Raw genomic sequence first — 25,832 nt, forward strand, 5'->3', positions numbered from 1 at the left:
ATTGCACCCCCTGCTCACCCCCCAAAAAATATTACCGACTAAATTACCTTGGAGTAACGAATTGTTGATGCGTTGTTAAGGTACTCATCAAACACCATACAAATTCTACGAATAAGCAACCGCCCCGCATTGAGAACTTCAATGCCCTCATCGTCAATGCTGAGTAACCCATCATCAATCATTGGTTTTAATTGCGCTAACTCTTTAGCAAAATGACTGCGCGAATCCAGGCAAAATGCACTATCAACAGCAGCAAAATTTAAATTGAAATGACAAATCAACTGATTAATTACAAATTGTCGCAAAAGATCTTCGCCGGTTAATTCGATACCTTTAATAAAAGGGATTGCACCCGAGTCAATTGATTTTTGATAATGTTCAACGCGTTTTGCATTTTGTATATAAACGTTGCCGAATGCGCTAATCGCAGAGGCGCCAAAAGAGAGCAAATCACAATCTCCGTGTGTGGAGTAGCCCTGAAAATTTCGTTGTAACTTTCCTGCTCTTTGTGCTTGTACCAAACTATCATCCGGTTTTGCGAAATGATCCATGCCAACATAAATATACCCAGCGCCCTGCAGACGCTCTATCGCCATATACAAAAGTTCAATTTTTTGCTCTGCTGAGGGAAGATCACGCTCGTTAATTAATTCCTGGCTCTTAAAAAGATGCGGCATATGGGCATAATTAAATAATGACAGGCGGTCGGGCGAAAGCTCGATCACTCTATTTAATGTTTCACCGACACTGGTCAAAGTTTGCATTGGCAGGCCATAAATTAAATCCATACTGATCGAGCGATACTCTTGTTGGCGTAGTGCCTTTACCAAGGCGCTTACATCTTCAACACTGTTATAACGATTTACTGCTTTTTGAACCTGAGAATCAAAGTCCTGCACACCCATACTGACTCGATTAAAACCAAGTTTACGCAAATGCCCCATAGTGTTAGTCGATACGCGTCCTGGATGAATCTCGATGGAGTACTCACCTGCGTCATCATCCAGCAATGTAAAGTGCTTGCGTGTCGCAGCCATCAGCCAAGACATTTCATCATCACTGATAAAAGTGGGGGTACCACCACCCCAATGTAATTGAGTTACAAGTCGCGCGGAATCAAATAACTCTGACTGCATCGCCATTTCCCGCTCCATACGCTCCAAATAAGGTTGCGCACGGCCTTTATTGTTAGTAACTACTTTGTTGCATCCACAATAAAAGCAAAGGGTATCGCAAAAAGGAATATGAAAATAAAGCGACAGCGGCCTTCCGCTCGCGTTACTCCTCTCAACCGCCGCTTTAAAATTGGACGCAGAAAAGCTTTCACAAAATTGTGGCGCGGTAGGATATGACGTATAACGCGGCCCGGTTAAATCATATCGTCTAATAAGATCCAAATTCCATTCAAGTGGAGCCTGAAAATAAGCCATAAAACAACCTTGATATCTGGTAACTCTAGTGCAGAGCTATTTGTGAGAAATAGCTTTTCAGCATACGCTTTTTATAAAATAAGCGATTGACATGTATCAATTTATTGAGCATGGGCACGCCGGATAATTTGATACATTAAAATTTATTTGATCCGAACCAATTTTATTTTGAAAGTAGCTTGGGAGTGTCAACTAGAGCCAGGGAAGTCAAACCTGGAGGTTGGCCAAACGACAAAGCAAGATCTGCTGAGACACACGGAAGATTGCGCCATCTTGTGGCTTAGCCTGTGCATTTATTGCCGATAATGGTGAGGATTGCTGGCCATCTTGTGTGTCATGCGAATTCAGCGGGTAAAGTTTTGATTCAAGCGGCTATGCCAGCTATCAGCTATCAAAGAGGCAATCATTAAACTTAATCTTTCTAGTGAGCCACCTGCAAATCCGACACTTTAACGTTGGAAGCAACTTGTATCGCAAAGCCCTTTATTTGTGGTGGTTGACGAAAATCAACATCCAGGCCTTTTTGCAGTACACGCGCGCGTCGTTTTTGATATTAACTCTGATACAAACAATACTGTTTCATATGTTGATCCTGCAGCTAACAACCTCAGGGCGCGGTAATGACCCAACCTCTAACCGAGTTAGTAAAATATTACGAGCAACTAGCTGGAACCGCTTGGGCAGGACTGCAGATTATTCATTATTAACAAAAAAAGCAGTGGCCATCATGCCTAACAGGCACAAATGCCATCGGCATTCGAATACTGATTATATGAAAACCCACCAAAAATCAGCTAGTTAGATATGCCAATTAATGGGTGATTATTTTCTAAAGTGTGTCATTTTATGATCCTGGACGCTTATGAAACATCCAAATAGGGGTGTGGAAACTTGGTTTTAGAATTAAAAATGACATTTTTTGCTTCAAATACTGTGTCAATTTATGAGTGAACCGACAGGAATTGCTGCAATTGCATCAAATGTATGTACGTGAATCGAGCAACCCTTGTAAACCATACACTGGCTCTCTTAATCTAGAACACTCAACCGACTTTCCAAGTTAATACCTTTAACCTACCCTCACTGTAAATCACCCGAACACTCCCATACAGCTTAGGGCAGTGTTCCGGCTCTTCTCCCGAATTTATGTTTGACAGCCACAAACTCTTTCGAGCGAAAAATAAGTCTAATTCGCTGTTTGCTAAAATATCGAAAAACCTTTCAAGTACCGTATGTCGCCACTCGCAACTAGAAAACACCAAGCCTGACAGCCACAACTTGCCTGATGGTGACACTTCAGCATTTTGTTTGAATGCAAACAAGCCGGATTCCCTTAAAAAATCAACTAGTTCCAAAAATCGTCGCTGATGATTTCGGTAAGTTCGGGTATGCAGTGTTTTTGGAATCAGGCCCCATTCGATTTGCAATTCTTGTTGTACTATTAAGTTTGGGCAATCGTTGCACTCCGATCGAGGATTGGGTTCAAAGTTTACCCAATAGTAATTTTCAAAACCTACTGGATAACGACGCCATTCGCATGGTGTATTGTGCAAACTAGCAATTTTTTGGCGATAGAGAGTAAATCGCTCTAAAGGTTTTAATGATTGTGCCTTTATTATTTTATAAGCTTCGTAAGTCGCCAAAAAAGTGTACCTATTAATGATAGGAAATATTTCTGCACTACCTTTTTTAGAGAACGGTTTAACGAGTAATTTAACTGGTAAATAGTCTGCGACTAAATATGACAGAGGAGCTGGAAGGTTTTCTATACAGCACAACCGCCCCAACCAATATTTTAGGTCTTCATTATGGGGATCCTCATAATTCAAATTGAACCATATCTCATCTTTTTGAAATTTTTTAATTTTTGAGTGCACGCCATTAATCCACTTTACCAATATCTTGGCGTAACCAAGATGCTCCTGAGACGAAACACAAGAAAGTGAAATGAATGGCCAATGCAAACAATTTTTTGAAAAAAGCTCAGTGAATGCTTGATAACGATATTTTGCACGCATTCGTCTGAGTGGAATAAGATGGAAAGGACATCGCTCTAGCCAAACCAAATCGTTAAGATAACTGTGATAACCCTCGCAGATACATCTCGGGCAATATTGAATTATTTTTTTATCAACCGGGGGCGAATTTAATCTATAACTTCCCATATTTTCCAGATCGGGTAGACCATCAAATGTTGCTTCAACCAAAACGATATCTTCACCTAAGATCTGGGCGACGTACTCAAGATATTCGTTTCGGTTATCGAATGTACGATCCTTGAAATCTATATATTTATCGAAATTTCGCGGAACAATCCCATTCAACGCGCAAAAGTTTGCCGTGAAGGAAACCATCGACTCATAGGGGCGCAACCTGCCCGGCCACCAATTTATATTGTTGTTACTGAACCTGGCGCTTGGCCGTCTGTATGGGATTGAGCGAGGCAGTTCCAGCATTTACGCTAAAGCAGATATCGCTTTCAGGTGACCGACATACCCCGTATCGGCGATCATTTCAGTCCATGACGAGAAACTTGTCACCTTTCCCCATTCACCACCCTCAGCTAATCGCCATAGCGCTTCCTCTATACTTAGCGCTATGTGTTTCATCGGAAGCCCTATCTCCATGAATGTGGATAATGCACTCTTGTTTGTCTTTGGAATCAAATCACACAAGGCTTGCCAAAAAACTTCGTGACAGTCGGCAAGTCGATTACCGAGAGAAAAATTATCAGGACTAAAGTACTTCAAGTAAGAAAGTCCAGAATCAGCCGGCCATTCTGACTCCCGATCGTACCCTTCAAGAACAAATTTTAACTCGTCTTTATCACGTATCCCGTGAAAGCGAGAATTTGCCACCAGAAATCTCGCTGAAATATACGCGTTACCGGTCTTAGCTAAATAGTCGTGTTGACAGCCGATTTGTTGTGTTCCTATTGAAAAAACACTCAAGCGGATCCCTTGATAGTCTAAATGATTTTGCAAGCCCAACAGCCATCGCCACTCCTTCACAGTCATGTCGTGAGCTTCGTCAATTATTAACACAACGTAATTGTTGTGCGCGGATCTTGCTATGGAAATCATTCGACTCAATACTTCATCACGGTATTTGGATTTAGTCTTAACTATTTTTTTCTCTGCGAATATAAAACCCGAAGCTAATAAAATTTCGTACCAGAATTCACTTTCGGTAACCTGCATGTCGTTTCGACGAATCCATATTACCAGTGGAATTAGTGCTTTAAATCGCTCGTGTAGTGCGTCGCTAACGAACCACTTTATCGTGCGAGATTTCCCGTATCGAGGTGGGCTATAGAAATAACCACCGGACTCTTTTCGATTAATCCAGTCTCCAACAGTTTCAATAAGTTCATCCATGGGAGGGGTATAAATTGCGTACTCCTGCATTGCTATAGGGTGCGCGGGATCAATGTGAGGCGGCATGGTGAGTCGCATGCGTTAGTCCGCCGCTTTCCTGTGAGCAGGCAGTGGCCTCTTTCGTGCGCTTTTTTTCACACCCTCGCCGTGGCTTTCACCATTTCTCTCGCTCACCTGGATGTTGTCAGACACTTCAGGAATTATGGAAGCGGCGACTTCTGTCAAAACCCTACGAGCCTCCATATAGGCAGGGTGAACCGGAAGTTTGGCGTTCGTCTGTGACTCATAATAATCCATGAATGCTTCTACAGCATCTTGCCCAGCTGATATACGTAACTTCCCGGTGCTTATCAGGGAGTGAACTGCGTTACGAACTTCTAGACTATGTGGCAATCGTGACCAAGGCGATCTTACAGTAAGCAGACCTAAAGGCTGTCCATCTTGTGTCGACGCCATTACTATACGAATATCGTCTTCAAGATGAGTGATGATCCAAATTTTTTCCCCAACTAAATCATGTCTCTGTGCCAATATATTGCTGCCATAACGTCCGTGCTGAAAATTGATAAAAGGCAATCTACCTGATTTGTAGCCTCCCAAGACTGTACAAAGCTTTCTATATGAAACGACGTGCATAACCGAACTTTGGTCTGCGTATCGCTTCTGTTTTTCCTGCAAAAACCGAAACTTAAAATACTCTAAGGGAGTGCGCCCACCTAAACTGGAATGCGGTGTCGCGTTGTAATTCGCTATTAAGACATCCAGAAGTTCTTTTGCATACTCATATTGAAACTGGCTGGTCAACGCTATTTCTTCTGGATTTTTTTTTAGGCTTCGTTTTGGGGCTGGATCCAGTCGTATTTCCTAGCTGTTGAAAGCCCCAAGATCCTAAGTGACGGAAAAATGCTTCAATGAATGGCCTGTCATCTTTATTCCGCCGAACGGAAAAGCTATTTTTTGGGTGGAGTAACTTTGAACCAACAACATTTTCTAAAACTTTTTCTACCGTCTTGCATGTTTCTGCAAGCGCTCCGTCAACACTAGTTTCATCCCAACACAATCCGACATATTCCTCCGAGACAGCTGAAGGGAGATTTGCATTAAATAGATATGCATGATCCCCAAAAGTAATTCTTGGTTTTTTCCAAACAGTTAACGCCATCTTAATCGCGCGTAAGACATCAATCTTAGAGACTTCCCTCCGCATACTGAGATGGTAACCAAGCACTGCTCGAGAAACGATTTCCATTATCACCACTACCCATAGCCGGTGAACGATTTTATGTGCATGCCCTCCGGTAGGCTGAGGAATACTAACGCTGAAACGGCCATCTATTTTGTGAGCATCCATCTCCACCCTTTGAAAGAAGTGTTCTACTGGTCTAGCATTACCATCACCTGATGATAACTTTTTTAAAGCATCCACACCGCCCGTGATGAGTGCTGCTTTTGAAGGGTGCTGTTCATAAAGACTCTTAATGTACTTACTAATTGTCACGTACCCTAGTTTTTCAGTGTTGAAGGGCCATGCGTTTTGCTCTTCCAATCCGAGAATCCTCAATTCCCTCAAAAACCAATGAAAATGGTTCACATTGTTGCGATTCACAAGACCTAACTTGGTAGCTTTAGAAGCATTAAGAATTCGTTTTTCAAACTTTTCACGGAGTCCCGGATACTGATTGAAGAGCGATTTGAGAACACCAGTAGAGCCAAAGCCAAACTGATCGATTTGAATTTTTTGTTTCCGTTGATATCCATTTATTCGCAAATTAGGTATCAAGCCCCGCCAGCCCCATACCTCTCCGTCAGGATGGGTGGCCATACATCGGTTTTTTATCAGCTTATATGTTTGAGACAACGATAACCCAGCTTCAGATTTAATCACCTCATCCGTAGCTCCCTCAAAATATAAGTTTACAGCTTGCTTGCGAGCAGTATACGAATCATAAATAGCACCGGAAAAAGCGCCCTCGTCCGGGAACTTCCAGTTAGCGACCCCCAATGCCTCAACGGTAACTCGTTTATTTCCGCGAAGAGCCATACCTGGCCTCCTGCTGCAATTAGGATGGAGTTATCACCGAATATATAACGCCCAAATTTTGTTGTAAAGTACATATATTTTCTTATTTTAGTTAAAAAAATATCAACTAAATTTAACAATATGAATTTATTATTCTTTTAAATATCAATAGGTTAGATGTAAGTAAAACTTCCAACGTTTAGTTGCATGAACGGTGCCCTTCCGCCAGATGTACCAGCGGTAAAGGTATGCACGAGCTTTGATAGAGTTTAGAAATAGGCATAACTTTAGTTAAGTGAACACCTATGGCAAAAACTCTATCGGATAACTAACAGTGACTGGAGCCCCGGAGGTAGGCGGGAATGTAAACAGCTTAATTCGGCTCATTATTCTTGCTTCCAGGGCCGGATTATTCAAATCACTTGAAACTACTTTTACAACAGCAACTTTGCCATTGGGCAATATGGTTAGTTGAAAAACAACTCGTCCTTTGAGGGTGGAGTTTTTTCGCCGCTCACGCTCATAAAGTGAATAAAGGCTCGATCTGTTTTTGTCAAAAACTCTTGTTAAGTCTTCTGGTGCACGCCCACCTGCTTGGCTAGTAGTATTAGTTGTAGCAATACTTTCTTTTTCAGCTTGCTCAGTGGCAGCTGTGATTTGTTTCCCGCTGTCTCGTTCTTCTAGCTTTGCCTTATTACTATTTGCGGTAATTTTTTCTGCATCGACAGTATTATTTGACGCTGTTGATTCAATCTTAATCGTATCGTGACTGGCGGCTGGTGCTGTAGCTGTGTTGGTACGCAATTTTGCCCGAACACTACTGCTAACATCACTAGTGTCAGTTAGTTCGCTCATCTCACTGGCTAATGCAAGTAAGCCACTTTGTTGCGCAACTTCTCGGGCTTGTTTTGCAGTTTCATCCAATGGTTTTTTATTTGCCTCCGATGGACGCTTCCGCTCTATAGTAACTCTGGCAGGTTGTTCTGGTTGAAGCTGTTGTGTCTGCGGTTTTCTTGGCAACACAATAGGCTTCGATTCTGGCGGAGGCACCGGTATAACTTTTTTAGGCCGCTCAGCGATAAAGTTAGCAATGCGGTCTGGAACTTTAGTTACCAAACGGCGCTCTGGTGCGGGTACCTTAATAAAAGCGACAACAACAGCAAGGACGATAACGGATAAAAAAACTACTAATGTGATCCATTTAAAATGATCAGATACAGTAGGCTTTGGCTCCCATTCAAGCGCAAGCTTTTTATAATTAATAACCTCTGACATCCTGGATCCGTAGTTAGTTTTTACGAGATGTTACATCTTCGGAATTGCTTTTTGCACAGCGGCAAATGCAATTTTTGTGTAATTTGATTGCTGACAACTGGTGAGCACTTTTTGAATTACCTCGTAAGGTACATTTTCGTCACTCATGATCGTTATCCGCCCATGTTGCCCGGTTTTCTGTGATTTAGCCTGTGCATGAAACTTCAATTCTGCCATTAACGTTGGGATAGTATTGTCTTGGCTGTGAAGTATCGTATTTACTTTTGCAACACTAACACCACTTAATAAAATATCCTTTTGGGTTATAGCAACAACCAAAGTATCCTCAAGTGCGAGCGTTGATTTAGAAGTAGGTAATTTTAGGTCTTTGTTTGTCGGCAACTGATGCGTATTAGATGAGCTTACCAATAGGAAAAAAACCAGAATCGTAAAAATATCCATTAATGCCACAAGATTCAGTGGTGGAATTTTAAACTTTTTATGATTTCTCTCCATTCGACGAGCGCGACGTGACATTTTCATTGTGCGGACTCATTCACTGGTGTTGAAGGTACTTCTGATTCTGTAGCGATCGGCACAATATCGATATCCCCACTGATTGAAATATTCGGAAATAGCTCAACAGATTCAACAGTTGCTAAATTAACTACCTCCATACTCCGCACATGATCCATTACTTCTATCATCGTTTTATAGGTTATTTTGGCTTCAAATAGTAACAACATATCTCGCTCTTCCGGAAAACGAGATTTTATTTCCAGCATTACCTTTGAAAAAAGTTTCCAGTCATCTGGATTATTATTGCGTTCAATTTTGTGGATTAATCCAAGATTTGCATCCTGGATATCAAAGCTGGTTTCCCTGACAACAAGTTCTAGCATGAGGTCAATCTTCTCTGCAGAATTTTTCTGGGCTTGGTCTAATACAGGAAGATTTAACTCTAATACCGTCATTCTGGAAAACACAGCTGTGACCAATAAAAAAGGTACCAGCATTACCATGAGATTCATAAATGCAGTGATATTGAGCTCAACCACATCATGCATATTTTTCTTACGTATAAATTTCATTATTTATTCGTCGACCATCAAATTGGAGCATTTTACTGCCGCCATTTCTATAGTATCTACTAACTTGCTGGTGCGTGTTGCGAGATACGAATGAATAAGCAATAAGGGAATTGCGACGATTAAACCGAATGCCGTTGTGTTCATCGCAACCGAAATGCTTCCCGAAAGTAAATCTGCTTTCTCTGCTGGATCTGCTTCTGCCACAACAGCAAATGCATCAATCAGGCCTATGATAGTACCGAGCAAACCGAGCAGTGTTGCTACGTTAGCCAAAGTGGCAAGATAATGCGTACGCTCTTCTAACAATGGCACTACTTCCATTACACCTTCTTCCATTGCAGATTCAACAATTTCTCGTTTTACCGTAGGTTTCGCGCGCGCAAAACCATATGAAAGTACCACAGCGAGTGGACTCTTGGATTCACTAATCGCACTTTCCGCACGAACTAAATCGTTTGCTTTTAGCATAGGAACAATAAGCTTCCAAAGTTTGTTAGTTGCGCTTGACATTCTCGATAGATACAACAGTCTATCAGCCGCAATCGCCAGACCTATTGCCATTACAAAAAGAATGGGATACATAAAATTCCCACCGGTTTGAAAAAATTTTACTAATTCCATAAACCAACCTTTCACTCTTATTGAGAATAAATAAAGAAAAATAGTCCAATAGCTAGATTATTGAATCCGCTCTATTGATGTCGATATTTGTATCCAAGGATATAGTCTTTGATCCGTTAAATTCGTTATCCATCTGATCTATTAGCTGCCTCCGTCTGGTTCGATATTCTTCCATAGAAATACGGTGCTCGTAGTGAGCATTAGCTAATTTTTTTATTGCCTCAATATATATATTTTCCACCAGAATTTTCCATACTTAAAATATATGTAGCTAATTTTGAATTTCACGTAATACACGAAATCCGGTAAATGGATCTGCACGCCCATCATGGGGTGATGATTTATTAAAATTACATTCGTCCATGTCTGTATCAAATGATCCGCCAACAACAGAATATGTTCCGCCCGGCAATAGCACCCACTCTTGCGCGTTGCCTAAATGATTTACAACCCCCCACAGGTTTTGCTGGCCGAGGGAAGTTTTATTGAGTGAACTACCTTTTTTAATCCCGCGTGAGTTCAGTTTACAGTTGCGATTTGGATCGGGAATACTATTCGTTGATTTAGCAGCGTATTGCCACTCTGCTATCGTAGGTAAGCGATAGTTACGCCCTGATTTATTGGATAACCACTCAAGGTAAGCGGAAGCATTGTTAATGCTGATATTGGTGACTGGTGTTGCAGGCTCTTGTTGATTTTCAATACTACATTTACCACTCTGCTGACAAAACTCATTCATTTCATCTACTGAAACTTCATATTTTCCAATTGCAAAAGCTTTAATGCTGCCTCTACCTGGGATAACTACCATCATTGGTGCTTTGGTCGCACCATTGAGTCTATCGCGGCAACTACTTCCCATACCGCGAGCACCGAGACCAGCTAATGAAATGCTACATGGGTCTTTTGCTGCGATTGTAATGCTCGCCAGCAGGCTATTACCTTCAAATAATCGTAGTGCTTGCCTTTTAATAACTTCAGCGCGATCTGGAAATGTCGCACCAATTTTTTTAATGCACAATGCCATTGAGGCAACAATACTTGGCTCTTCTTGCTTATACCTTATTAAATTCAATGAGCGCAGTTTTGCAACAGCAATTTCAAAGTCGCGCATATCAATAGTGCTATTGCACATCAGTGGTTTATTGACATTAGCGAGCGCCGCTTCAAAGTCGGAGTGTTGTTTTGCCTGTACTTTTTCTTCTTGCAACTTTACTTGCTTTTCTTTTGTTAATCGTTCCTGTTCGATCGCGATTGATACCTGTTGCTGTTCACGCTCTATTGCCTGACGCTCACGTTCCGCCAAGGCGGAATTTATTTTTTCCCCAAGCTCTGCCAATAAGGTTTGATTGCCAGCATATCGAATGGCATTGGTATGCCATAACTGTGCATTATCCAATTCATTTTTAACTAAGGCTTCTTTGATTTTTTGTAGATAAAGTTTATAAAAACTATCTTCTTGCGTGATCAACCATGGATCGGTCTTGCCTAATAGTTGACGTAATTCTTGTATTTCAAGCCATACTTGATTTTCCCATTCTAAAGAAAAACTGGCTTGTGCATAAAGCTCCGCTATTGCTTTCTTTTTCATCTCAAGGCGCAACTTCTGTTCAATTTCATTGCGTACTTGATCTTCTGATAAAGTAATTGTGGGAGCAGGTTTAAATTGATAATAGGCACCTACAGCGCCACCCAATAATAGAACTGTAAATAAAAAGAAAACTCCTGCCCGGCTGGCAGAGCGAGTAAACTCCTGCCAAAAGAGCTCCACTGATTGGGTTCTATCTTCCCGATCAAATGCCAATGCGTGTTCTATTGCTTTCCACTGACGCTTGCTTAAACCAGAAATTTTCTTTGGCTTGAGTTTCTGGCGTTTAGCTTCATCCGCATGCACCCGGTTAAATGGGTGGGATCCGGTAAATAGTTCATATGCAATACACCCCAATGCATAGATATCATCGCGCACATCAGGATTTTTTCCTTCAAGCATTTCCAAACTTGCATAAGCAGGAGTCAGTGCGCCGAGGTTACCCGCATCAAATACAGTGCGGTCATCAACACTTTCTTCGCGATGCTCAACTTTAGCCACTGCGCGTGCGATACCAAAATCAATAACTTTAGCAATGCCTTTACTATTAACAAAAATATTTCCGGGTTTGAAATCTGAGTGAATAATATTTTGTGCATGTGCATAAATTAATGCTGCACACATACCTTCAATAATTTTAATAACTTCCGGGTGAGGTAACCCAACAGAACGATACTGTGCAATTAATTTATCGAGCGGTTTTCCATCTAGGTATTCCATCGTCATAAAGACCGTATCACCATCGCGGTCAAAATCATACACAGTGACAATATTCGGATGAGCTATACGCTGGGTTTTGCGTGATTCACGCTGGAGTGCAATAAACGCTTCAGGATGTGCTTTAAATTCATCAATAAGTACTTTGATAGCTACATAGGGGTCGCGGTCCTGGGCTTCGATTTTAAGCAAATCCTTAGCTTTATAGACAACACCCATCCCCCCTGCACCAAGAAGCTCTTCTAATACGAAACGTCCTTTGAGTACAGTGTGTTCATCAGCGATGCCTTGCAGTGTGAAATTATTATTTTGTTGTTCAGAATATGGGGTACCGCTAATGCGAGTTTTTTCATCCTGCCCAAAGTTATCCGCATGCATAAGATTAGGATTAACTTTTTGTTGAGGTATAAAACGGGTTTTATCGGAACTTGGTGTAGTATTTTTTGGTTTCGATAATTGGATGCGTGTTCTCTCGTCATCCGTAATAGCGGTTTTTTTCATCGGCGCAAAACGAGTTTTATCCTCCTCGCTCGCATTCGCGGTAAGTGATGGTTTTATTTGAGTTTTGTTTTCGATTGAATCATTCATTGTAGTGTTACCGCTGTCCTATTTACCCGGTCTTGCCCTATCCCTGCGCGCTATCTGCAGCAGACACTCTACCTGGATTGCCTTTAACAACAATCACAGAAACATTATCCCTGGCGCCTTGTTCCAGCGCTTTTTCAACCAATTCATCGGTGCTTTGCTGCACATCACGAATCTTCATTGATTCTATTATGGCTTCATTACTTATAGCATTGTAAAGACCATCACTGCATAACAAAAAACTGTCGCCTACCTGTGTCGTAAAAAGAGTCATATCAACGTAAAGCGGTGTTTCAACGCCTACAGCGCGAGTGATGACATTGCGATTGGGATGATTTTCACTGGCTTCTCTTGTAATTAAACCAAGTTCAATCATTTCTTCCAGTTGGCTATGATCGCGCGATAGCTGTATCAGCTGTTGGTTACGCATACGATATAGCCGTGAATCACCGACCCATAAACAAGCGCCAATTCTTCCTTTGATAACCATAACCACCACGGTGCTACCCATAGTGCTTCCGTCAAACATGATTTGCGCATATTCCAGCATTAGCTGATTAACTTCGAGTAAACAATCCTCGATTACATCAACGCAATCGCCCAAACTTGTTGAGGCGCTAAGCGCTCCAAGTGCATCAACAATTTTGCTACTGGCAATGTCACCTACCTTATGTCCACCCATACCGTCAGCCACGGCCCACAGTCCAACTTCTGGTTTTGCGAGAACTGCATCTTCATTAATTGTGCGTACGCAACCTACATCCGTTCGCACACCGCTTACCCAACTGATCGGGCGTCTATAGGTTGTATCTGTCATTAACATGATCACCGGAAATTGGAGACTTAGATTGACGTTGAATGAGATTTAAGTTGATAAGGTTGGTGCCAACCTCTTGCTGCCCATTGTCCGTCTAACATCGCCGCTATACCGCGCAATTGAGGCAACCCGCGGGTATAAAACAGACAAGGCTCTACCACTTGCGAGCCGTAAACAGTAGACCATACGGAATAGCTAACCAATTGCTCTTTACAAACAGCATCCATTAAAAATGGAAATGTGCTTTCTACAGGAGCCGCATCCTGTTCTAAATGAATTAGCGTACCTTGTTTTTCCAGCGACGCAGTACCCGTCATATAAGCTGACTTTACGTCAAGTGTGTGTTGATTGAGCTCCTGAGTAAGATCATCTATTTGCAACTGGCCCGCTAAAGCTTTTAATGCTATTTGTTCTATTGCTTCAAACCAGGTGTTTTGTTTAATTACATTGAATGAATTAGCATTTGCGTTGAGGCGCACTGCAACTGAAAATGGAAAATAACGACCTACACGATCTACACTAGGCAGTACAATTCCTGCCCATTGGTTTCCATCAATCACTCCATCAGATAATACAAAGCGCCAGATTGGACTAGTGAGATAAACGTCGAGCCAGGATTCACCAATTTGTTCTTGCGAGCTTCCCACAAAACCTTGTAGCCACGCATCCCAAGCGTTAATGAAATTGCTCGGTAAGTTACGATAGATAAAATCACCGTGTGCCGGCAATTTACCAAACAAACCCACGGAATTGGCATTGATCATTTAAATTGACTCCGGACAGCGGAACGATTCAAGTAAATCGTTTTTAAATGGATTATGAATGCTGGTCGCACGGCCTTCATAAACGATTTGTCGTGTATGTGCTGCCGCGACATCCATGTCATGTGCAAAGGTAATCAAATAAATATTGGATTGTGGCGTAGACTGAATTTTGGATGCATCCAATAAACGGAACCACGCCCAAGGGCCGGTATAGGCTTTATCAAATTGCGTGCCGTTCAAATCTTCGAAAATAACTCGAATACGACGGGAATCATTTTGCCCAGACCAGGTCACCGGCTTCCAAAATTTAGGGCCATGGTTATAAGTTAAGCGTTGATCACCCAAATCAAGAGTAAATACAGCATCGTCTTTATTCATTGTGAAAGGACGTAACTCTAAACTGATACTGGGTGTTTCCGGATTTTGCCGAAAAAACACATCGCGAATATTCGCTGCTCGCTGCAACTGATTAACGGTTGTTGAGGAAAACCCGATACTGTAGCCATCAACAGTTCTATTGGCCCAATTTCCACGTTTATCAATAAAGGGTTCAACAAACTCTTTTACAAATTGATCCACTGTACCTTGAGGTTTGAAAAATCCACTAAAGTCTAACAATGCGAGTTCATCTGTAGCGGCACGATTCAGTGGATAGCGCCCTGCCAAACCTTGCGAATAGGTTTGATATACACGGGCACGCCATTCTTTATTAACGTATTGGTGCGCTGAGCGCATAATCACTTGCCATGCCTCATCAGATAAAGCGGTTAGCCAACGCTGGAGAGGTTCGGGGGTAGATTTCGCATAAGCACGTAATGCCGTCACCGGGTTGGCTGCACCACTTTCGTAACGTGCTTTTGCAATCTCGAATGATTTTTGTTCTATATCAGGAGATAGCGCAATTTCTTGCACAAATATTTTTAAGGCTTCCAATTGTTGCATGGTGGAAGTAATTGGAGCTGGCCCACGCGATGATTGTTTGATGAGGGCATGTAAATCGTTAAAGCGCTTGTCGACGATCGTTCCTTCAACTTGGTTAGCAAGATAACTAACCGTCTGACCTGCGGCACCCGTAGAAATTTTATCTGCTGCTGCATCAAGCAATGGCGGAGTGAGCTGGGTATTGGTTTTTGCAACATCCAATATAGAGAGCACAGGAGAGTAAGCCGGGTCGACAAACGTTGACAATGCAGTATTTAAGTCACGCAAATTACTAAAATTCGCAACATGTAATGAGTTATGTATGGTCAGCCATACATTGCTGTAATCTGCAAAATAAAAGTTCTTAACCTGCTCGCTGATTACTTTTACATCGCGATTAACAAGTGCTTGATTATCACCTCCGCCTAGTACCCATTCCTCGTCTGCCACATCAGCGAATAATGCTGAGTTGGGAGAGAGATCCAAGCTTTGATAACCCTGAATCGTAAACAGTACAGGAATTGTAAATGCAGATTGATTTTCACTATTCAGTTTAAATGTGGAGCGCACAGCCTCCCCATAGAAATTAAGCACATTCACTGTTTGATTAAATTGTGGGTCAGTTTTAATTCGGCTATAAATTCGTTGCGCAATCGGAATTCGCAATAAAGTTCCACGCGTTTGTGTAACCAACGCCTCATTTAATACTGAGGAGGGGATGTCGTTAATTAATAACCTATTGAGATGTTTTTGCAGTTCAACGCGATGAATACTGTCAGCGCCATATAATTTATCCCATTTGGTTTCGAACCATTGTTTAACAAGTGACTCATCCATATGTTCAAGTGAATTAAACATGACGTAGATGCGAAATGTTTGATACAAATCGCCTTCTGGATCGCCTTGTTGGATTACCCGCTCTAAAGTGCGTAGTAATTGTGGTAGAAAAACGGTTTTTAATTTTTGTTCATATAAAAGATCGGCTTCTTGATCCACGCGATCATCATACAACCCCATACTACTTAACCATGGATGAGACTCTTTGTCATAAACGCTGCTTGCGCTGGCAAGAGCATTCAGCGCAGGCAGGGCAGCACTGGCCTCGGTATTCCAGCTGCTGATTTTTTTCTCTTCATCCTTAAAGTTTGCAATCTGTTGTTTTACTTCGCTCATATACAGATTATTGCGCGTAACACTGCCGCTCCATAGCAATACAATTGACAAGGTTACCGCCGCAATTCCTGCATAAGCAGCATTTTGCGACCAACGAATCACGCGCTCATAACGCATATTAGTGCCGACTAATTCAGACTCTGGAAAAATAACCTCACGAAACAATCGGGCAATAAAAAAACTTTTCCCACGTTGATTAGTCGCCTGCGTAGCTTCACGCGCAAAACCAAAGCTTGCAGAGACAGATGTCATTAAGCGGTCAATAGGGGTTCCATCTTGCGTACCGCTTGAGAAATAAACACCACGTAGATAGGGTTGGAACTGAAAACGATTTTGGGCAAACGTGCGTTTAACAAATGATTCCGCCATTTGATAAAGATTTTCCATTTGCAATGGAAAGCTCTCAATCGCCGCGCAACGCTTAACATCACGTTCCTGTTGCATCCGCCAAATAACACGGTCATGCAATCGCCGCGATAATTTTTTAAATTCTTGACCTAAGAAATCAAAATCAGGGCTTTGCGATGGTTTGGGCGCGTTAGGTAGGGATACACCCCATACCTGTTCACGCTCTTCTTTACCTAAGTCTTCAAAAAATTCGCTGAAACCAGAAACGAGGTCTGATTTTGTAAAGAGTAGATAAACAGGAAACCGAATTTCCAATTTATCCATCAATTCATCCAGACGGGTTCTAATCGTTTTGGCGTGCAATAAACGCTCTTCTTCGGTTTGCAGTAACAAATCCTGAAGACTAATCGCCACAATAACACCATTAACCGGACGGCGACGGCGATTACGTTTGAGCAAAGTTAAAAAGCCTTCCCACGCTGAACTATCAACAACCTTGTGACTATCCTGGGTTGTATAACGACCCGCCGTATCAATCAATACGGCCTCATTAGTAAACCACCAGTCGCAATTACGCGTACCACCAACACCTTGTAATGCACCTTTCCCGAATTGATCGGCGAGCGGGAATTCAAGTCCGGAATTGACTAACGCTGTTGTTTTGCCCGACCCTGGCGGGCCGACAATAATGTACCAAGGCAATTGGTAGAGCGCTTTCTTCTTTCCTTTACCAGTAAATTTTAATTTGTTCAGGGTATCAAGTGCCTGATGAAAGCGATCATTAATCTGTGCAATTTCATCCGCTGCTTGCTCTGATGCAGAATCAGTCTGCGCATAGGAATTATTTTGCTGTAAATCAGTAACCAAGGTTCTGTTACTGCGATTTGTCATCATCTGCAAGCGTAAATTATTTAATCCCCAGAGAATAATTGCGGCCATGATAAGTAAGAGGCGAGTCATCGGACTCGCCAATGGTGCTTGATTTTCAGAACCAAATTTAATCTGTGGGCCGGCGAACCAAATCAGCAATGCGACAAGTACTAGGCCGATCAATGAGATCACTACCGGGTGAGTAAAAAAACGACCAATTTTCTTCATATAATCCTGAGCATTATTCAGTAGTGCCTTGGCACATGATCAATATATATCCGAGGAGCTATCGGTATGCGAATAGAGACGAAAACACTATATAAAAAATATTCAGTTATTTTTTTCTTCAACAAGTTCGGCAATATCATCTGCTACCGGGCTTGATGATGCATAAAGCCAATAGCGTAAACCGGAATAACTAAAAAATAGAATGGTTGCCATAAGCGCAACGACAACCCAGAGCGGTATATACTCGGTTAAAGGATTACGAGTCCGCCCCAAACCACTCCAGGTGGGTGAAAGGCTGCGTTCATAGTCACCACGTTGACGGCGAATTATTGAAAATAATTCATCGCGCATCTGATCAAGTGCCTCTCTGCCACGATTCATAAGCCTGTACCTGCCCTCAAAACCCAAGCTCAGGCAAACATAAAAAAGCTCAATAACATCAAGATTTTCGGATGGCGACTGGCGAAGACGATCAAGTATTAAAAATGATTTTTCTCCGCCAGAGGTTTCTCCATGGAACACACTGAGCAGAGTGCGTTGTGCCCATGCACTTTCAGTCCCCCAAGGGGTATTTAATACGGCTTCATCCAACACGGAACACATTAAATAACGAACAGATAACTGGACTTCCTGTTTGAGTCCTAAATCTCGCAACTCATTTTCCAGTTTTTTAATTTCATTAACTAAACGCTGATGCAAGCCTCCAACGTCAGGATGACTGACTGCGCTACGGGTTTTAGCAAATACTGCAATCAACGTAGAAGCTGCACTAATGATAGGGTTTAACCCACAATCTGCTTTAAAGTTTGTGCTGCCAGAATCGGAGAGAACATAACTAGCAACAGGAGCAGAATTGTATGCACCTTGTGATTTATGCTGTGCAGAGACCTGCCCCATTTCAGGATTGGGATTTCTCGCCCCGGGCATTGGACGCATAGAGGTGCGATCACCTCCTGGCATCGGCTGTTTAAAAACGGTTTTATCTGAATCATCCGTAGACATGCGGCGCTCCCTGAAGTAACAGGTTAATTAAAATTTATTGGCGGATAGCCCAAAATTCCATCTCAATTCCGGGGAAATCACCACCTAAATGCAGTGCAAAGCCACCTGATTGATTAAGCTCTTTCCAGAAATCACTGTGCTTATCTAATTCAAAATACGTATACCCGGAGCGAAAAGGAATTTGCCGAGGGGCAACAGGTAATGGCCGAAGCATTATGCCTGGCATCGCAGCATTAACCAGCTCACGGATACGCTCAACCGGCCCAATTTTAATTTGCGCGGGCAACCGTGAACGAACAGCTTCCTCTGGAATATCGGCACGCACCGCCAATATAAAACTGGCAGTGTTTAATAATGATCGATCCATAATTTCCGAAACGCGAATGCCATATTTTTTCTCAATCAATTGCAAGGAGATTGCAGTCTGCTCGTAAACCATTGATAGATATTCACGCAGGGTTGCCAATACGGGTAAAAATGTCTGTTGCAAATTGTCATGTAAATAAACGGGAAATTCCGGCGGCCTTTTCGTTTTGGTGACAAACGTAGCCAGCTCGCCCGCAAGTTGCAATAAAACTGCAAACAACTCCGTAGGATGAAACCCCCTTAGGGAAGCAAGGTGATTAACGTAAGGCTCGGCACGATTGATAAGTTGCAATAACATATAATCGGCAATCTCAGCGGTACCGCCTCTGCGAGCATCAGCTAAACGCCCAGCAATTGACTCACCTCGATGATGCAGTAATCCACCCAATTCAGTAATGAAGCTGGTGAGTTTGAGGCTAGCGCGGCAATCGAGACAAGTGGCCAGGAACTGTTCGTCTAAAATTATATTTTTATCATCGCGGGCTTCAGCGATCCGGATAAACGCAATGCATACGTAGCCGCTTAAATCATCAGTGTCCAACATCAATCGCAAACGCAGTTTCGCAATGTCGATAGCATGGTCTTCCCCACCCTCTTGGGTAACATCACGTACTGCTAATTCCGTTGGGTAGTATCTTGCCAAACCCTGAGTATTATTTTTTGATAATACATCAACTGCACCTGGTCTTTTGACTGGGACGGCTAAATATACAAGGGTATTGTGCAGCCCTGTTGGCACATCAATAACTGAAGGAGATTCGTCGGTTGCGGGAAAACTAAAAGGAGTTCCATCAGGAAATATTCCACTTGCCCTGAGCAGGGAAATTTTACCCAGCTTTAACAACTGGTGGTCAATTTCAAACTCCTGCAAGCCCCACGCATTGCTACCATAAGCAATACACTTTCGATCAATGTATCGCTCTATATATCGATCTTGTTGTTGAAAATGTTGGGGATTGAGAAACATTCCCTCTGACCATACCACCTTACTATCTAACGACATACGAATCCCACCGAATCATGAAGCAAAAGGCTTAAAAAATTATTTTTTTGCCAGAGAAATAGTTCTTCCAGAAATCTTAATAATTGCTTTATTTCTAATAATGTTATTTTCTGTTACCGGAAATATAGCTTTATATGTGGAACCAGGATACTGAGAAAATTCAGCATATATAGCAATTATTTTTGTACCAGGTTCAAGCACAAAACTTTCAGTGCGCGCACTACCTGGAAGCAGAGGTTTCAACACTTGTTTACTGACAATATCGCCACCAAAAATTTCCATATCCCGCTCATAAATATCGATAAAATCAGCTTTATCAAAAGCAGCTGCAGATTTTAACTGATAAAAGCGAACGAAGACGGGAGACGGTCGAGACTCATCATCCGGGTTGATATCAGATGCAATCTCAAATGTAAGTTTTAAATCTGTATCCAGATTAAGAGCACCTCCTACGCGGCTCTTTGACGAGCTGCATCCGCTCATAAAAGCAGTAGCGCTGAAAAAAATCATAATTGCCAAGGTACGGGAAAAGAAAACGAAAACTGAATCACTTAACGTAAGTTTATTGCGCATTATTGCTTATCCTTTTTTCGAGCTGCCGCCAGACGGCGTAATTGATCCTCATAGGCGCTGACAAAGTCGCTGCCAAATAAATGCTGAAATGAAGATTCCATATTGTCAGTAAAACCAGCGTAATAGTCTGTATAGCTACTCCAATACTTTGCCTTCTGCATACCAGGGATTACGCCTCCTCGCCCCTGTTTGTTAAAATTTTTCTCCAAATTATCCGGGTTAAACCGCTCCATCATCCGCTCAAATCCTTGACGTATTCCGCCAATCATCGCGACCTGATGCTCAGCGATTTCTTGAAATCCCTCTTTAAATGCTTCGACAGGCTTTTTATAGGAATTAGATTTTTTTAGAAACATATTTTCCAATGCGTCATCAACACTGACTGAAAACTTTAACGGATTATTTTCTACCGGCTGAATCGTTGTTACATTCATGCGGAATTCGTTTTTAATACTTGTTCGGGAACGTAGAACGCCCATCATTCCTTCTACGATTTCGCGCATCAGCTGACCGCTCATTGTTGCAATGTCAGCAACCTCAGCCTCTGTAAGGCGCGAAGAATCCAAACCCATTGCCTGAATAAAAGAACAATCAGCTAGCGTCGTATGAGGTTGATGCGATGATTCAATAGCCCCCTTCACGACATTGACAGGTACTTGAGTCGGTGATGGCTCGGGAACTAGTGGTGGCGTTGAGGTAGAAAGGATTGGCTCAGCTACCATCAAACGCTCTGCAAGTGGTTGACGATCACTCCGTGGTTTTGGTACTAGCACATCAGCAGAACGATTAATTGGTGCGGTTTGAAGGGTATTTATATCTGTTGTGGGCGCTGTAATCTGAGGACCTGTTTTTTTACCCAAGTCAGAAAAATCATCTTCCCAATCCTCAGGAATTAAATTTTCCCTCAAGGCATTAGGCCAAACTACCGCTTGATCCATGCTTTGTGACATATCCAATTGGGCGAAATCAGGTGTTGAATACTGTGGCTCATCGCCAAAGATGTCATCTATCGATGTGCTGATAATAGCGGGAGTGGCGCTTGCAAAATTAGCCGGTGATTTTTGTACTCTGGCCGCTTTATCCCACATTGCCAGTGGATCAAGCGGCTGCTCAAATAGGGAAGCCGCTTCTGGAATAGACCCATGACCAAATGGTTCATCGAAAATATTTGCTGCAGGAGTGTTATCAAAGAGCGGTTTATTATCAAATGGAGATGCGTTAGTCGTAGCTTCAATGACATTGACGGAGAAACTGTAATCACCAATGTCAAAAATATCACCATGGGCGATACGGGACTTTACACCTCGCCCTATCGGCTCAGGCGCCCCATTGAGGAAAGTACCATTAGTACTTCTGTCGAGTAAATAATATCCGTCGGCGATCCACAAAATTTCACAATGGCAGGAGGATAAAAATTTCTCGGGATCAGGTAGTGCCCAGCTGTTGGTGTCGGCCCTACCAAAGGTTCCCCCTTGCTCATCAAATAAATGACTAGTTCTGGATAGGGAAACGCCTCCCGGTGTTTTCACCAAAGTAACCTGTAACGCCATTTGACTTTCACCCTTAACGATCCATCAGGAGTAATACTTAAATTTCAATAAGTTATGATAATTTAATGCCCGCATCTCTTTTCAATTGCCGGACTATTTATCAAAAGTGCAGATGGTATCATGGCATCAAAACCACATACTACCGCTAGAATTGTGACGCAATTCGCCCTATGGAGTATAACTTTTGGTGTCAGTTCTTAATTTATGGCCGCGTTTGTGCTAGCGTGTCGAGCTTCGAAGCAAGAATTTGGAAACTACCGCAAAGTAATATTGTAAATAATAGTTTTTCAGATGTGGCATCTCACAACACAGCCATGTCAGGTTCGTTTTTGCAACTGAAAAGGGATATGAACTTAATGGCATCGTCGCCTATTTTAGATTTTTCCAGCCTTTTGGCCCCCATCTCTAGCGAGCAGCCTACCGGAATCGACTTGCGGCTCGACTCTTCACCTATTTCTAGTTATCAGACAATAAAAACTGCGCGTTATGCGGCACGCGACGCCGAAAAAAACAATTTGTATAATGATTCCAATGGCGATGCAGACGAACACTGGCGAAAAATAATATCCTTGGCTCCTATGTTATTAACACGTGAGAGCAAGGATCTTGAAGTCGCCACTTGGTTAACTGAAGCCTTAATTCGTCGTCATGGATTTCAAGGATTGAGAGAGGCTTTTTTATTAATAGAAGGCCTCATTGAAAATTTTTGGGATCATCTCTATCCCTCACCTGATGAAGAGGATGGGATTGAAACACGTATATCACCTCTCTCCGGACTCAACGGTACGGCAAATGAAGGTGTGCTCATTGCCCCCATTAGACGGGTTCCATTTACAGAAGGCTACACACCTGGTCCATTTGCTTATTGGCAATACCAACAGGCTGTTGAGCTGGAGAGAATTACCAACGAAGATACGCGCCATAGTAAGGCTGAAAAGCTCGGGTTCACTTTAATTGATATAGAACGCGCGATTGAGGAATCAACTCAAGAATTTATAGTTGATCAGTTTGATGCTATTGATGAAGCAATTAGCTGCTCAAAAAGAATAGAAAAAAACCTCGACCAACTCTGCGGTTCAGAATATGCACCCTCTATGCGCGCGATTATTGGCGCGCTGGAAGAATGTCGCGCAGCACTCAATCATATTGCCAAGCATAAACTTCCCGCTACAGTAGAGGCTGAACCTGTCATTGAAGCCACTAACATAGCGACAGGAACAGACGACCGCACAAAACCAGCCGTTATTAACCCGCTAAATACCTTCACATCTCGCGAAGCAGCGTTTAAACAACTGTTGGATATCGCAAAATTTTTTCGCACCACCGAACCACACTCCCCTGTGTCTTATGCGCTTGAAAAAGCCGTAAAATGGGGCAATATGCCGCTTGATGAATTGATTGTTGAGCTTATTCCTGACTCTTCGTCACGAAAACATTTCAGTGAACTCACTGGTGTTAAAACTAATGAAGATTAACCAAACCACACCTAGCCAAGAGGATTAGGGATTATGTCCGATAGCATCCACGATAAACTTAAACGCGTCAGAAAGCCTCGTGTTCATATTACTTATGATCTCGAAACAAACGGCTCTATCGTAGAAAAGGAAATTCCTTTTGTGATGGGCGTGATGGGCGATTATTCAGGCGATAACACTGAAGGTAAAAAGGCGTTGAAAGATCGCAAGTTTTCGCAAATTGATCGCGATAATTTCAACGAAATCATGACCAAAGTAAATCCCCAGTTACGAGTCAAAGTAGAAAATCTTCTTGAAAATGACGGCAGTGAAATGACCGCCAGTTTGGATTTCAAAACTATGGAAGATTTTGAACCACATAGAATCGTAGAGCAGCTTGAACCACTGAAAAAACTCATGGATACACGCAACAAACTCAGAGACCTGTTGACCAAAGCAGATCGATCAGAAGATCTTGAAGCAATTCTTGAGGATGTATTGAGTAACACTAACGCACTGTCATCGCTATCAAGTGAACTCGGCGTAAGCAAAAAAGAGGAATAAACATGTCTAGTAAAGAACAATTAGAAGGCCTACAAGCAGAAGCACAAGTTGCCGAATTGAGTTTTCTTGAACAGGCGATTAGTGCCACAAAACAGACATCGCGCGATGAAACAGAAGAGCTGCTGAGAACCTTAACTAGCGAGGCAATGAAAGGTACTGTCAAGTGGGATAAAAACTTGTCGGTTACGATAAACGCTGCCATTAAAGCTATCGATGATGCCATGTCCAAACAACTGGCGGCAGTCATGCACAGTGAAAAATTCCAAAAATTGGAAGGCTCATGGCGCGGACTCAATTATTTAGTCAGCAATACTGAAACAAGCTCTCAACTCAAGATTCGCATGCTCAATATCAGTAAAAAAGAACTGGGCAAAGATCTGGAAAAAGCTGTTGAATTTGATCAAAGCCAAATTTTTAAAAAAATCTATGAGAGCGAATTCGGTACCGCCGGTGGCCAACCCTATGCCGCACTGATTGGTGATTATGAGTTTTCAACTCATCCGGATGACATTTCCCTATTATCTAAAATGTCGAATGTTGCAGCAGCAGGTTTTTGTCCATTTTTATCCGCCGCATCTCCCAAAATGTTCGGTTTCGATAGCTTTACCGAACTGTCAAAACCGCGTGACCTCGAAAAAATCTTTGATTCTGCCGAATATATCCAATGGCGCAGCTTTCGCGATACGGAAGATTCACGTTTTGTTACTTTGGCTATGCCCAGGGTTTTGGCGCGCTTGCCATATGGCCAATCCACAAAACCCGTAGAAGCCTTTAATTACGAAGAGCTGCCAAGAAGTAACGATGGTCGTCATATTGAAACTGATCACGATGATTATTGTTGGATGAATGCCGCTTATGCGCTGGGCACTACACTAACAAAATCATTCGCTGAAAATGGTTGGTGCACCGCCATACGTGGTGCTGAAGGTGGCGGTAAAGTTGAAGGACTACCAAGCCATACTTTTGTTAGCGATGACGGCGACACAGATCAGAAATGCCCAACCGAAATCGGCATCACTGATCGCCGTGAAGCAGAGCTCAGTAAATTAGGCTTCTTACCCATGTGCCACTACAAAAACACGGATTACGCTGTTTTCTTTGGCGCACAAACAACTCAACGTCCGAAAAAATTTGATGACCCAGATGCAACGGCAAATGCGGCTATTTCTGCAAGATTGCCATATATCATGGCAACGTCACGTATTGCACACTTTCTCAAAACTATGGCACGCGACAAAATCGGTTCTTTTATGGAGCCGGGTGAAGCTGAAGTATGGTTAAACCGCTGGATCAGCAACTACGTAAATGGCAGCGAAGGTGCGAGCGCAGAAGCCAAAGCTCAATATCCATTGCGCGAAGCAAGAGTTGAAGTGAAAGAAGTCCCCGGCCAACCAGGGGTTTATAATGCAGTTGTACTTATGCGCCCATGGTTACAAATGGAAGAATTAACCGCGTCACTACGATTAGTAGCAAACATTCCAAAAGCAGGTTAATAATTTACGGGCTATTAAAGTAA

The 25,832-nt window shown here is 42.4% G+C and carries 20 protein-coding genes; 3 read left to right on the forward strand and 17 right to left on the reverse strand.

Annotated elements, in window-relative coordinates; genetic code table 11:
- Positions 1 to 38: 38 nt before the first annotated feature.
- The 17 genes from hemN to tagH form a co-directional block, all read right to left on the reverse strand.
- Entirely contained in the window at positions 39 to 1,430 is a 1,392-nt protein-coding gene (gene hemN / locus O59_RS18870; protein WP_040393488.1) for an oxygen-independent coproporphyrinogen III oxidase, read from the reverse strand.
- A gap of 1,043 nt (positions 1,431 to 2,473) precedes the next feature.
- Positions 2,474 to 3,637, reverse strand: a complete 1,164-nt coding sequence (locus O59_RS21870; RefSeq protein ID WP_198284832.1) for a hypothetical protein — start codon at positions 3,635 to 3,637, stop codon at positions 2,474 to 2,476.
- Between the two features lie 249 nt (positions 3,638 to 3,886).
- Positions 3,887 to 4,885, reverse strand: coding sequence for an ATP-binding protein (locus O59_RS18880; RefSeq protein ID WP_007645583.1), 999 nt, complete (start codon positions 4,883 to 4,885; stop codon positions 3,887 to 3,889).
- 3 nt (positions 4,886 to 4,888) lie between these two features.
- Positions 4,889 to 5,611, reverse strand: coding sequence for a hypothetical protein (locus O59_RS21185; protein ID WP_007645585.1), 723 nt, complete (start codon positions 5,609 to 5,611; stop codon positions 4,889 to 4,891).
- Complete coding sequence (locus O59_RS18885) at positions 5,589 to 6,848, reverse strand: hypothetical protein (protein ID WP_007645587.1); 1,260 nt, start codon at positions 6,846 to 6,848, stop codon at positions 5,589 to 5,591. The genes O59_RS21185 and O59_RS18885 overlap by 23 nt, the downstream gene beginning before the upstream one ends.
- A 282-nt stretch (positions 6,849 to 7,130) precedes the next feature.
- Positions 7,131 to 8,102, reverse strand: coding sequence for an AgmX/PglI C-terminal domain-containing protein (locus O59_RS18890; RefSeq protein ID WP_007645589.1), 972 nt, complete (start codon positions 8,100 to 8,102; stop codon positions 7,131 to 7,133).
- Between the two features lie 30 nt (positions 8,103 to 8,132).
- Positions 8,133 to 8,624, reverse strand: a complete 492-nt coding sequence (locus O59_RS18895; RefSeq protein WP_040393495.1) for a biopolymer transporter ExbD — start codon at positions 8,622 to 8,624, stop codon at positions 8,133 to 8,135.
- The gene (locus O59_RS18900; protein ID WP_040393497.1) at positions 8,621 to 9,172 is read right to left on the reverse strand and encodes a biopolymer transporter ExbD; all 552 of its coding nucleotides are present in this window, start codon (positions 9,170 to 9,172) and stop codon (positions 8,621 to 8,623) included. The genes O59_RS18895 and O59_RS18900 overlap by 4 nt, the downstream gene beginning before the upstream one ends.
- A gap of 3 nt (positions 9,173 to 9,175) precedes the next feature.
- The gene (locus O59_RS18905; RefSeq protein WP_007645594.1) at positions 9,176 to 9,793 is read right to left on the reverse strand and encodes a MotA/TolQ/ExbB proton channel family protein; all 618 of its coding nucleotides are present in this window, start codon (positions 9,791 to 9,793) and stop codon (positions 9,176 to 9,178) included.
- 271 nt (positions 9,794 to 10,064) lie between these two features.
- A complete protein-coding gene (locus O59_RS18915) occupies positions 10,065 to 12,686 on the reverse strand; it encodes a bifunctional serine/threonine-protein kinase/formylglycine-generating enzyme family protein (RefSeq protein WP_007645596.1) in 2,622 nt (873 codons plus the stop codon).
- Between the two features lie 37 nt (positions 12,687 to 12,723).
- On the reverse strand, positions 12,724 to 13,500 hold the full coding sequence (locus O59_RS18920) for a PP2C family serine/threonine-protein phosphatase (RefSeq protein WP_050977125.1): 777 nt from the start codon (positions 13,498 to 13,500) through the stop codon (positions 12,724 to 12,726).
- 26 nt (positions 13,501 to 13,526) lie between these two features.
- Positions 13,527 to 14,264 carry a type VI secretion system-associated protein TagF gene (gene tagF / locus O59_RS18925; RefSeq protein WP_007645601.1) on the reverse strand — a complete coding sequence of 246 codons (738 nt, stop codon included), beginning with the start codon at positions 14,262 to 14,264 and terminating at the stop codon, positions 13,527 to 13,529.
- On the reverse strand, positions 14,265 to 17,804 hold the full coding sequence (tssM, locus tag O59_RS18930; protein WP_007645603.1) for a type VI secretion system membrane subunit TssM: 3,540 nt from the start codon (positions 17,802 to 17,804) through the stop codon (positions 14,265 to 14,267).
- Between the two features lie 102 nt (positions 17,805 to 17,906).
- Positions 17,907 to 18,806: a type IVB secretion system protein IcmH/DotU gene (gene icmH / locus O59_RS18935; RefSeq protein ID WP_198284833.1), complete on the reverse strand. Its 900-nt coding sequence runs from the start codon at positions 18,804 to 18,806 to the stop codon at positions 17,907 to 17,909.
- Between the two features lie 34 nt (positions 18,807 to 18,840).
- Positions 18,841 to 20,175, reverse strand: a complete 1,335-nt coding sequence (gene tssK, locus O59_RS18940; RefSeq protein WP_040393502.1) for a type VI secretion system baseplate subunit TssK — start codon at positions 20,173 to 20,175, stop codon at positions 18,841 to 18,843.
- A 39-nt stretch (positions 20,176 to 20,214) separates the two neighbouring features.
- Positions 20,215 to 20,748, reverse strand: coding sequence for a type VI secretion system lipoprotein TssJ (gene tssJ, locus O59_RS18945; protein WP_007645609.1), 534 nt, complete (start codon positions 20,746 to 20,748; stop codon positions 20,215 to 20,217).
- The gene (tagH, locus tag O59_RS18950; RefSeq protein WP_007645611.1) at positions 20,748 to 22,298 is read right to left on the reverse strand and encodes a type VI secretion system-associated FHA domain protein TagH; all 1,551 of its coding nucleotides are present in this window, start codon (positions 22,296 to 22,298) and stop codon (positions 20,748 to 20,750) included. Before tagH ends, tssJ begins: the two co-directional genes overlap by 1 nt.
- A gap of 224 nt (positions 22,299 to 22,522) precedes the next feature.
- Between tagH and tssA the strand changes: the two genes are divergently transcribed.
- From tssA to tssC, 3 genes are read left to right on the forward strand one after another with little or no spacing between them, the layout of a single operon-like run.
- Entirely contained in the window at positions 22,523 to 23,773 is a 1,251-nt protein-coding gene (tssA, locus tag O59_RS18955) for a type VI secretion system protein TssA (RefSeq protein ID WP_232283116.1), read from the forward strand.
- A 33-nt stretch (positions 23,774 to 23,806) separates the two neighbouring features.
- A complete protein-coding gene (tssB, locus tag O59_RS18960) occupies positions 23,807 to 24,316 on the forward strand; it encodes a type VI secretion system contractile sheath small subunit (protein ID WP_040393503.1) in 510 nt (169 codons plus the stop codon).
- A gap of 2 nt (positions 24,317 to 24,318) precedes the next feature.
- Entirely contained in the window at positions 24,319 to 25,809 is a 1,491-nt protein-coding gene (gene tssC, locus O59_RS18965; RefSeq protein ID WP_007645617.1) for a type VI secretion system contractile sheath large subunit, read from the forward strand.
- The last annotated feature ends 23 nt before the right edge of the window (positions 25,810 to 25,832 follow it).

Origin of the sequence: Cellvibrio sp. BR (genome assembly GCF_000263355.1) — a bacterium.
In the GTDB taxonomy this organism is placed as follows: Bacteria; Pseudomonadota; Gammaproteobacteria; order Pseudomonadales; family Cellvibrionaceae; genus Cellvibrio.

Coding starts and splice junctions, on each gene's coding strand:
- hemN (WP_040393488.1), bottom strand. CDS start 1,430: ATGGCTTATTTTCAGGCTCCACTTGAATGGAATTTGGATCTTATTAGA.
- O59_RS18880 (WP_007645583.1), bottom strand. CDS start 4,885: ATGCGACTCACCATGCCGCCTCACATTGATCCCGCGCACCCTATAGCA.
- O59_RS18885 (WP_007645587.1), bottom strand. CDS start 6,848: ATGGCTCTTCGCGGAAATAAACGAGTTACCGTTGAGGCATTGGGGGTC.
- O59_RS18890 (WP_007645589.1), bottom strand. CDS start 8,102: ATGTCAGAGGTTATTAATTATAAAAAGCTTGCGCTTGAATGGGAGCCA.
- O59_RS18895 (WP_040393495.1), bottom strand. CDS start 8,624: ATGAAAATGTCACGTCGCGCTCGTCGAATGGAGAGAAATCATAAAAAG.
- O59_RS18900 (WP_040393497.1), bottom strand. CDS start 9,172: ATGAAATTTATACGTAAGAAAAATATGCATGATGTGGTTGAGCTCAAT.
- O59_RS18905 (WP_007645594.1), bottom strand. CDS start 9,793: ATGGAATTAGTAAAATTTTTTCAAACCGGTGGGAATTTTATGTATCCC.
- O59_RS18915 (WP_007645596.1), bottom strand. CDS start 12,686: ATGAATGATTCAATCGAAAACAAAACTCAAATAAAACCATCACTTACC.
- O59_RS18920 (WP_050977125.1), bottom strand. CDS start 13,500: ATGACAGATACAACCTATAGACGCCCGATCAGTTGGGTAAGCGGTGTG.
- tagF (WP_007645601.1), bottom strand. CDS start 14,264: ATGATCAATGCCAATTCCGTGGGTTTGTTTGGTAAATTGCCGGCACAC.
- tssM (WP_007645603.1), bottom strand. CDS start 17,804: ATGAAGAAAATTGGTCGTTTTTTTACTCACCCGGTAGTGATCTCATTG.
- icmH (WP_198284833.1), bottom strand. CDS start 18,806: ATGTCTACGGATGATTCAGATAAAACCGTTTTTAAACAGCCGATGCCA.
- tssK (WP_040393502.1), bottom strand. CDS start 20,175: ATGTCGTTAGATAGTAAGGTGGTATGGTCAGAGGGAATGTTTCTCAAT.
- tssJ (WP_007645609.1), bottom strand. CDS start 20,748: ATGCGCAATAAACTTACGTTAAGTGATTCAGTTTTCGTTTTCTTTTCC.
- tagH (WP_007645611.1), bottom strand. CDS start 22,298: ATGGCGTTACAGGTTACTTTGGTGAAAACACCGGGAGGCGTTTCCCTA.
- tssB (WP_040393503.1), top strand. CDS start 23,807: ATGTCCGATAGCATCCACGATAAACTTAAACGCGTCAGAAAGCCTCGT.
- tssC (WP_007645617.1), top strand. CDS start 24,319: ATGTCTAGTAAAGAACAATTAGAAGGCCTACAAGCAGAAGCACAAGTT.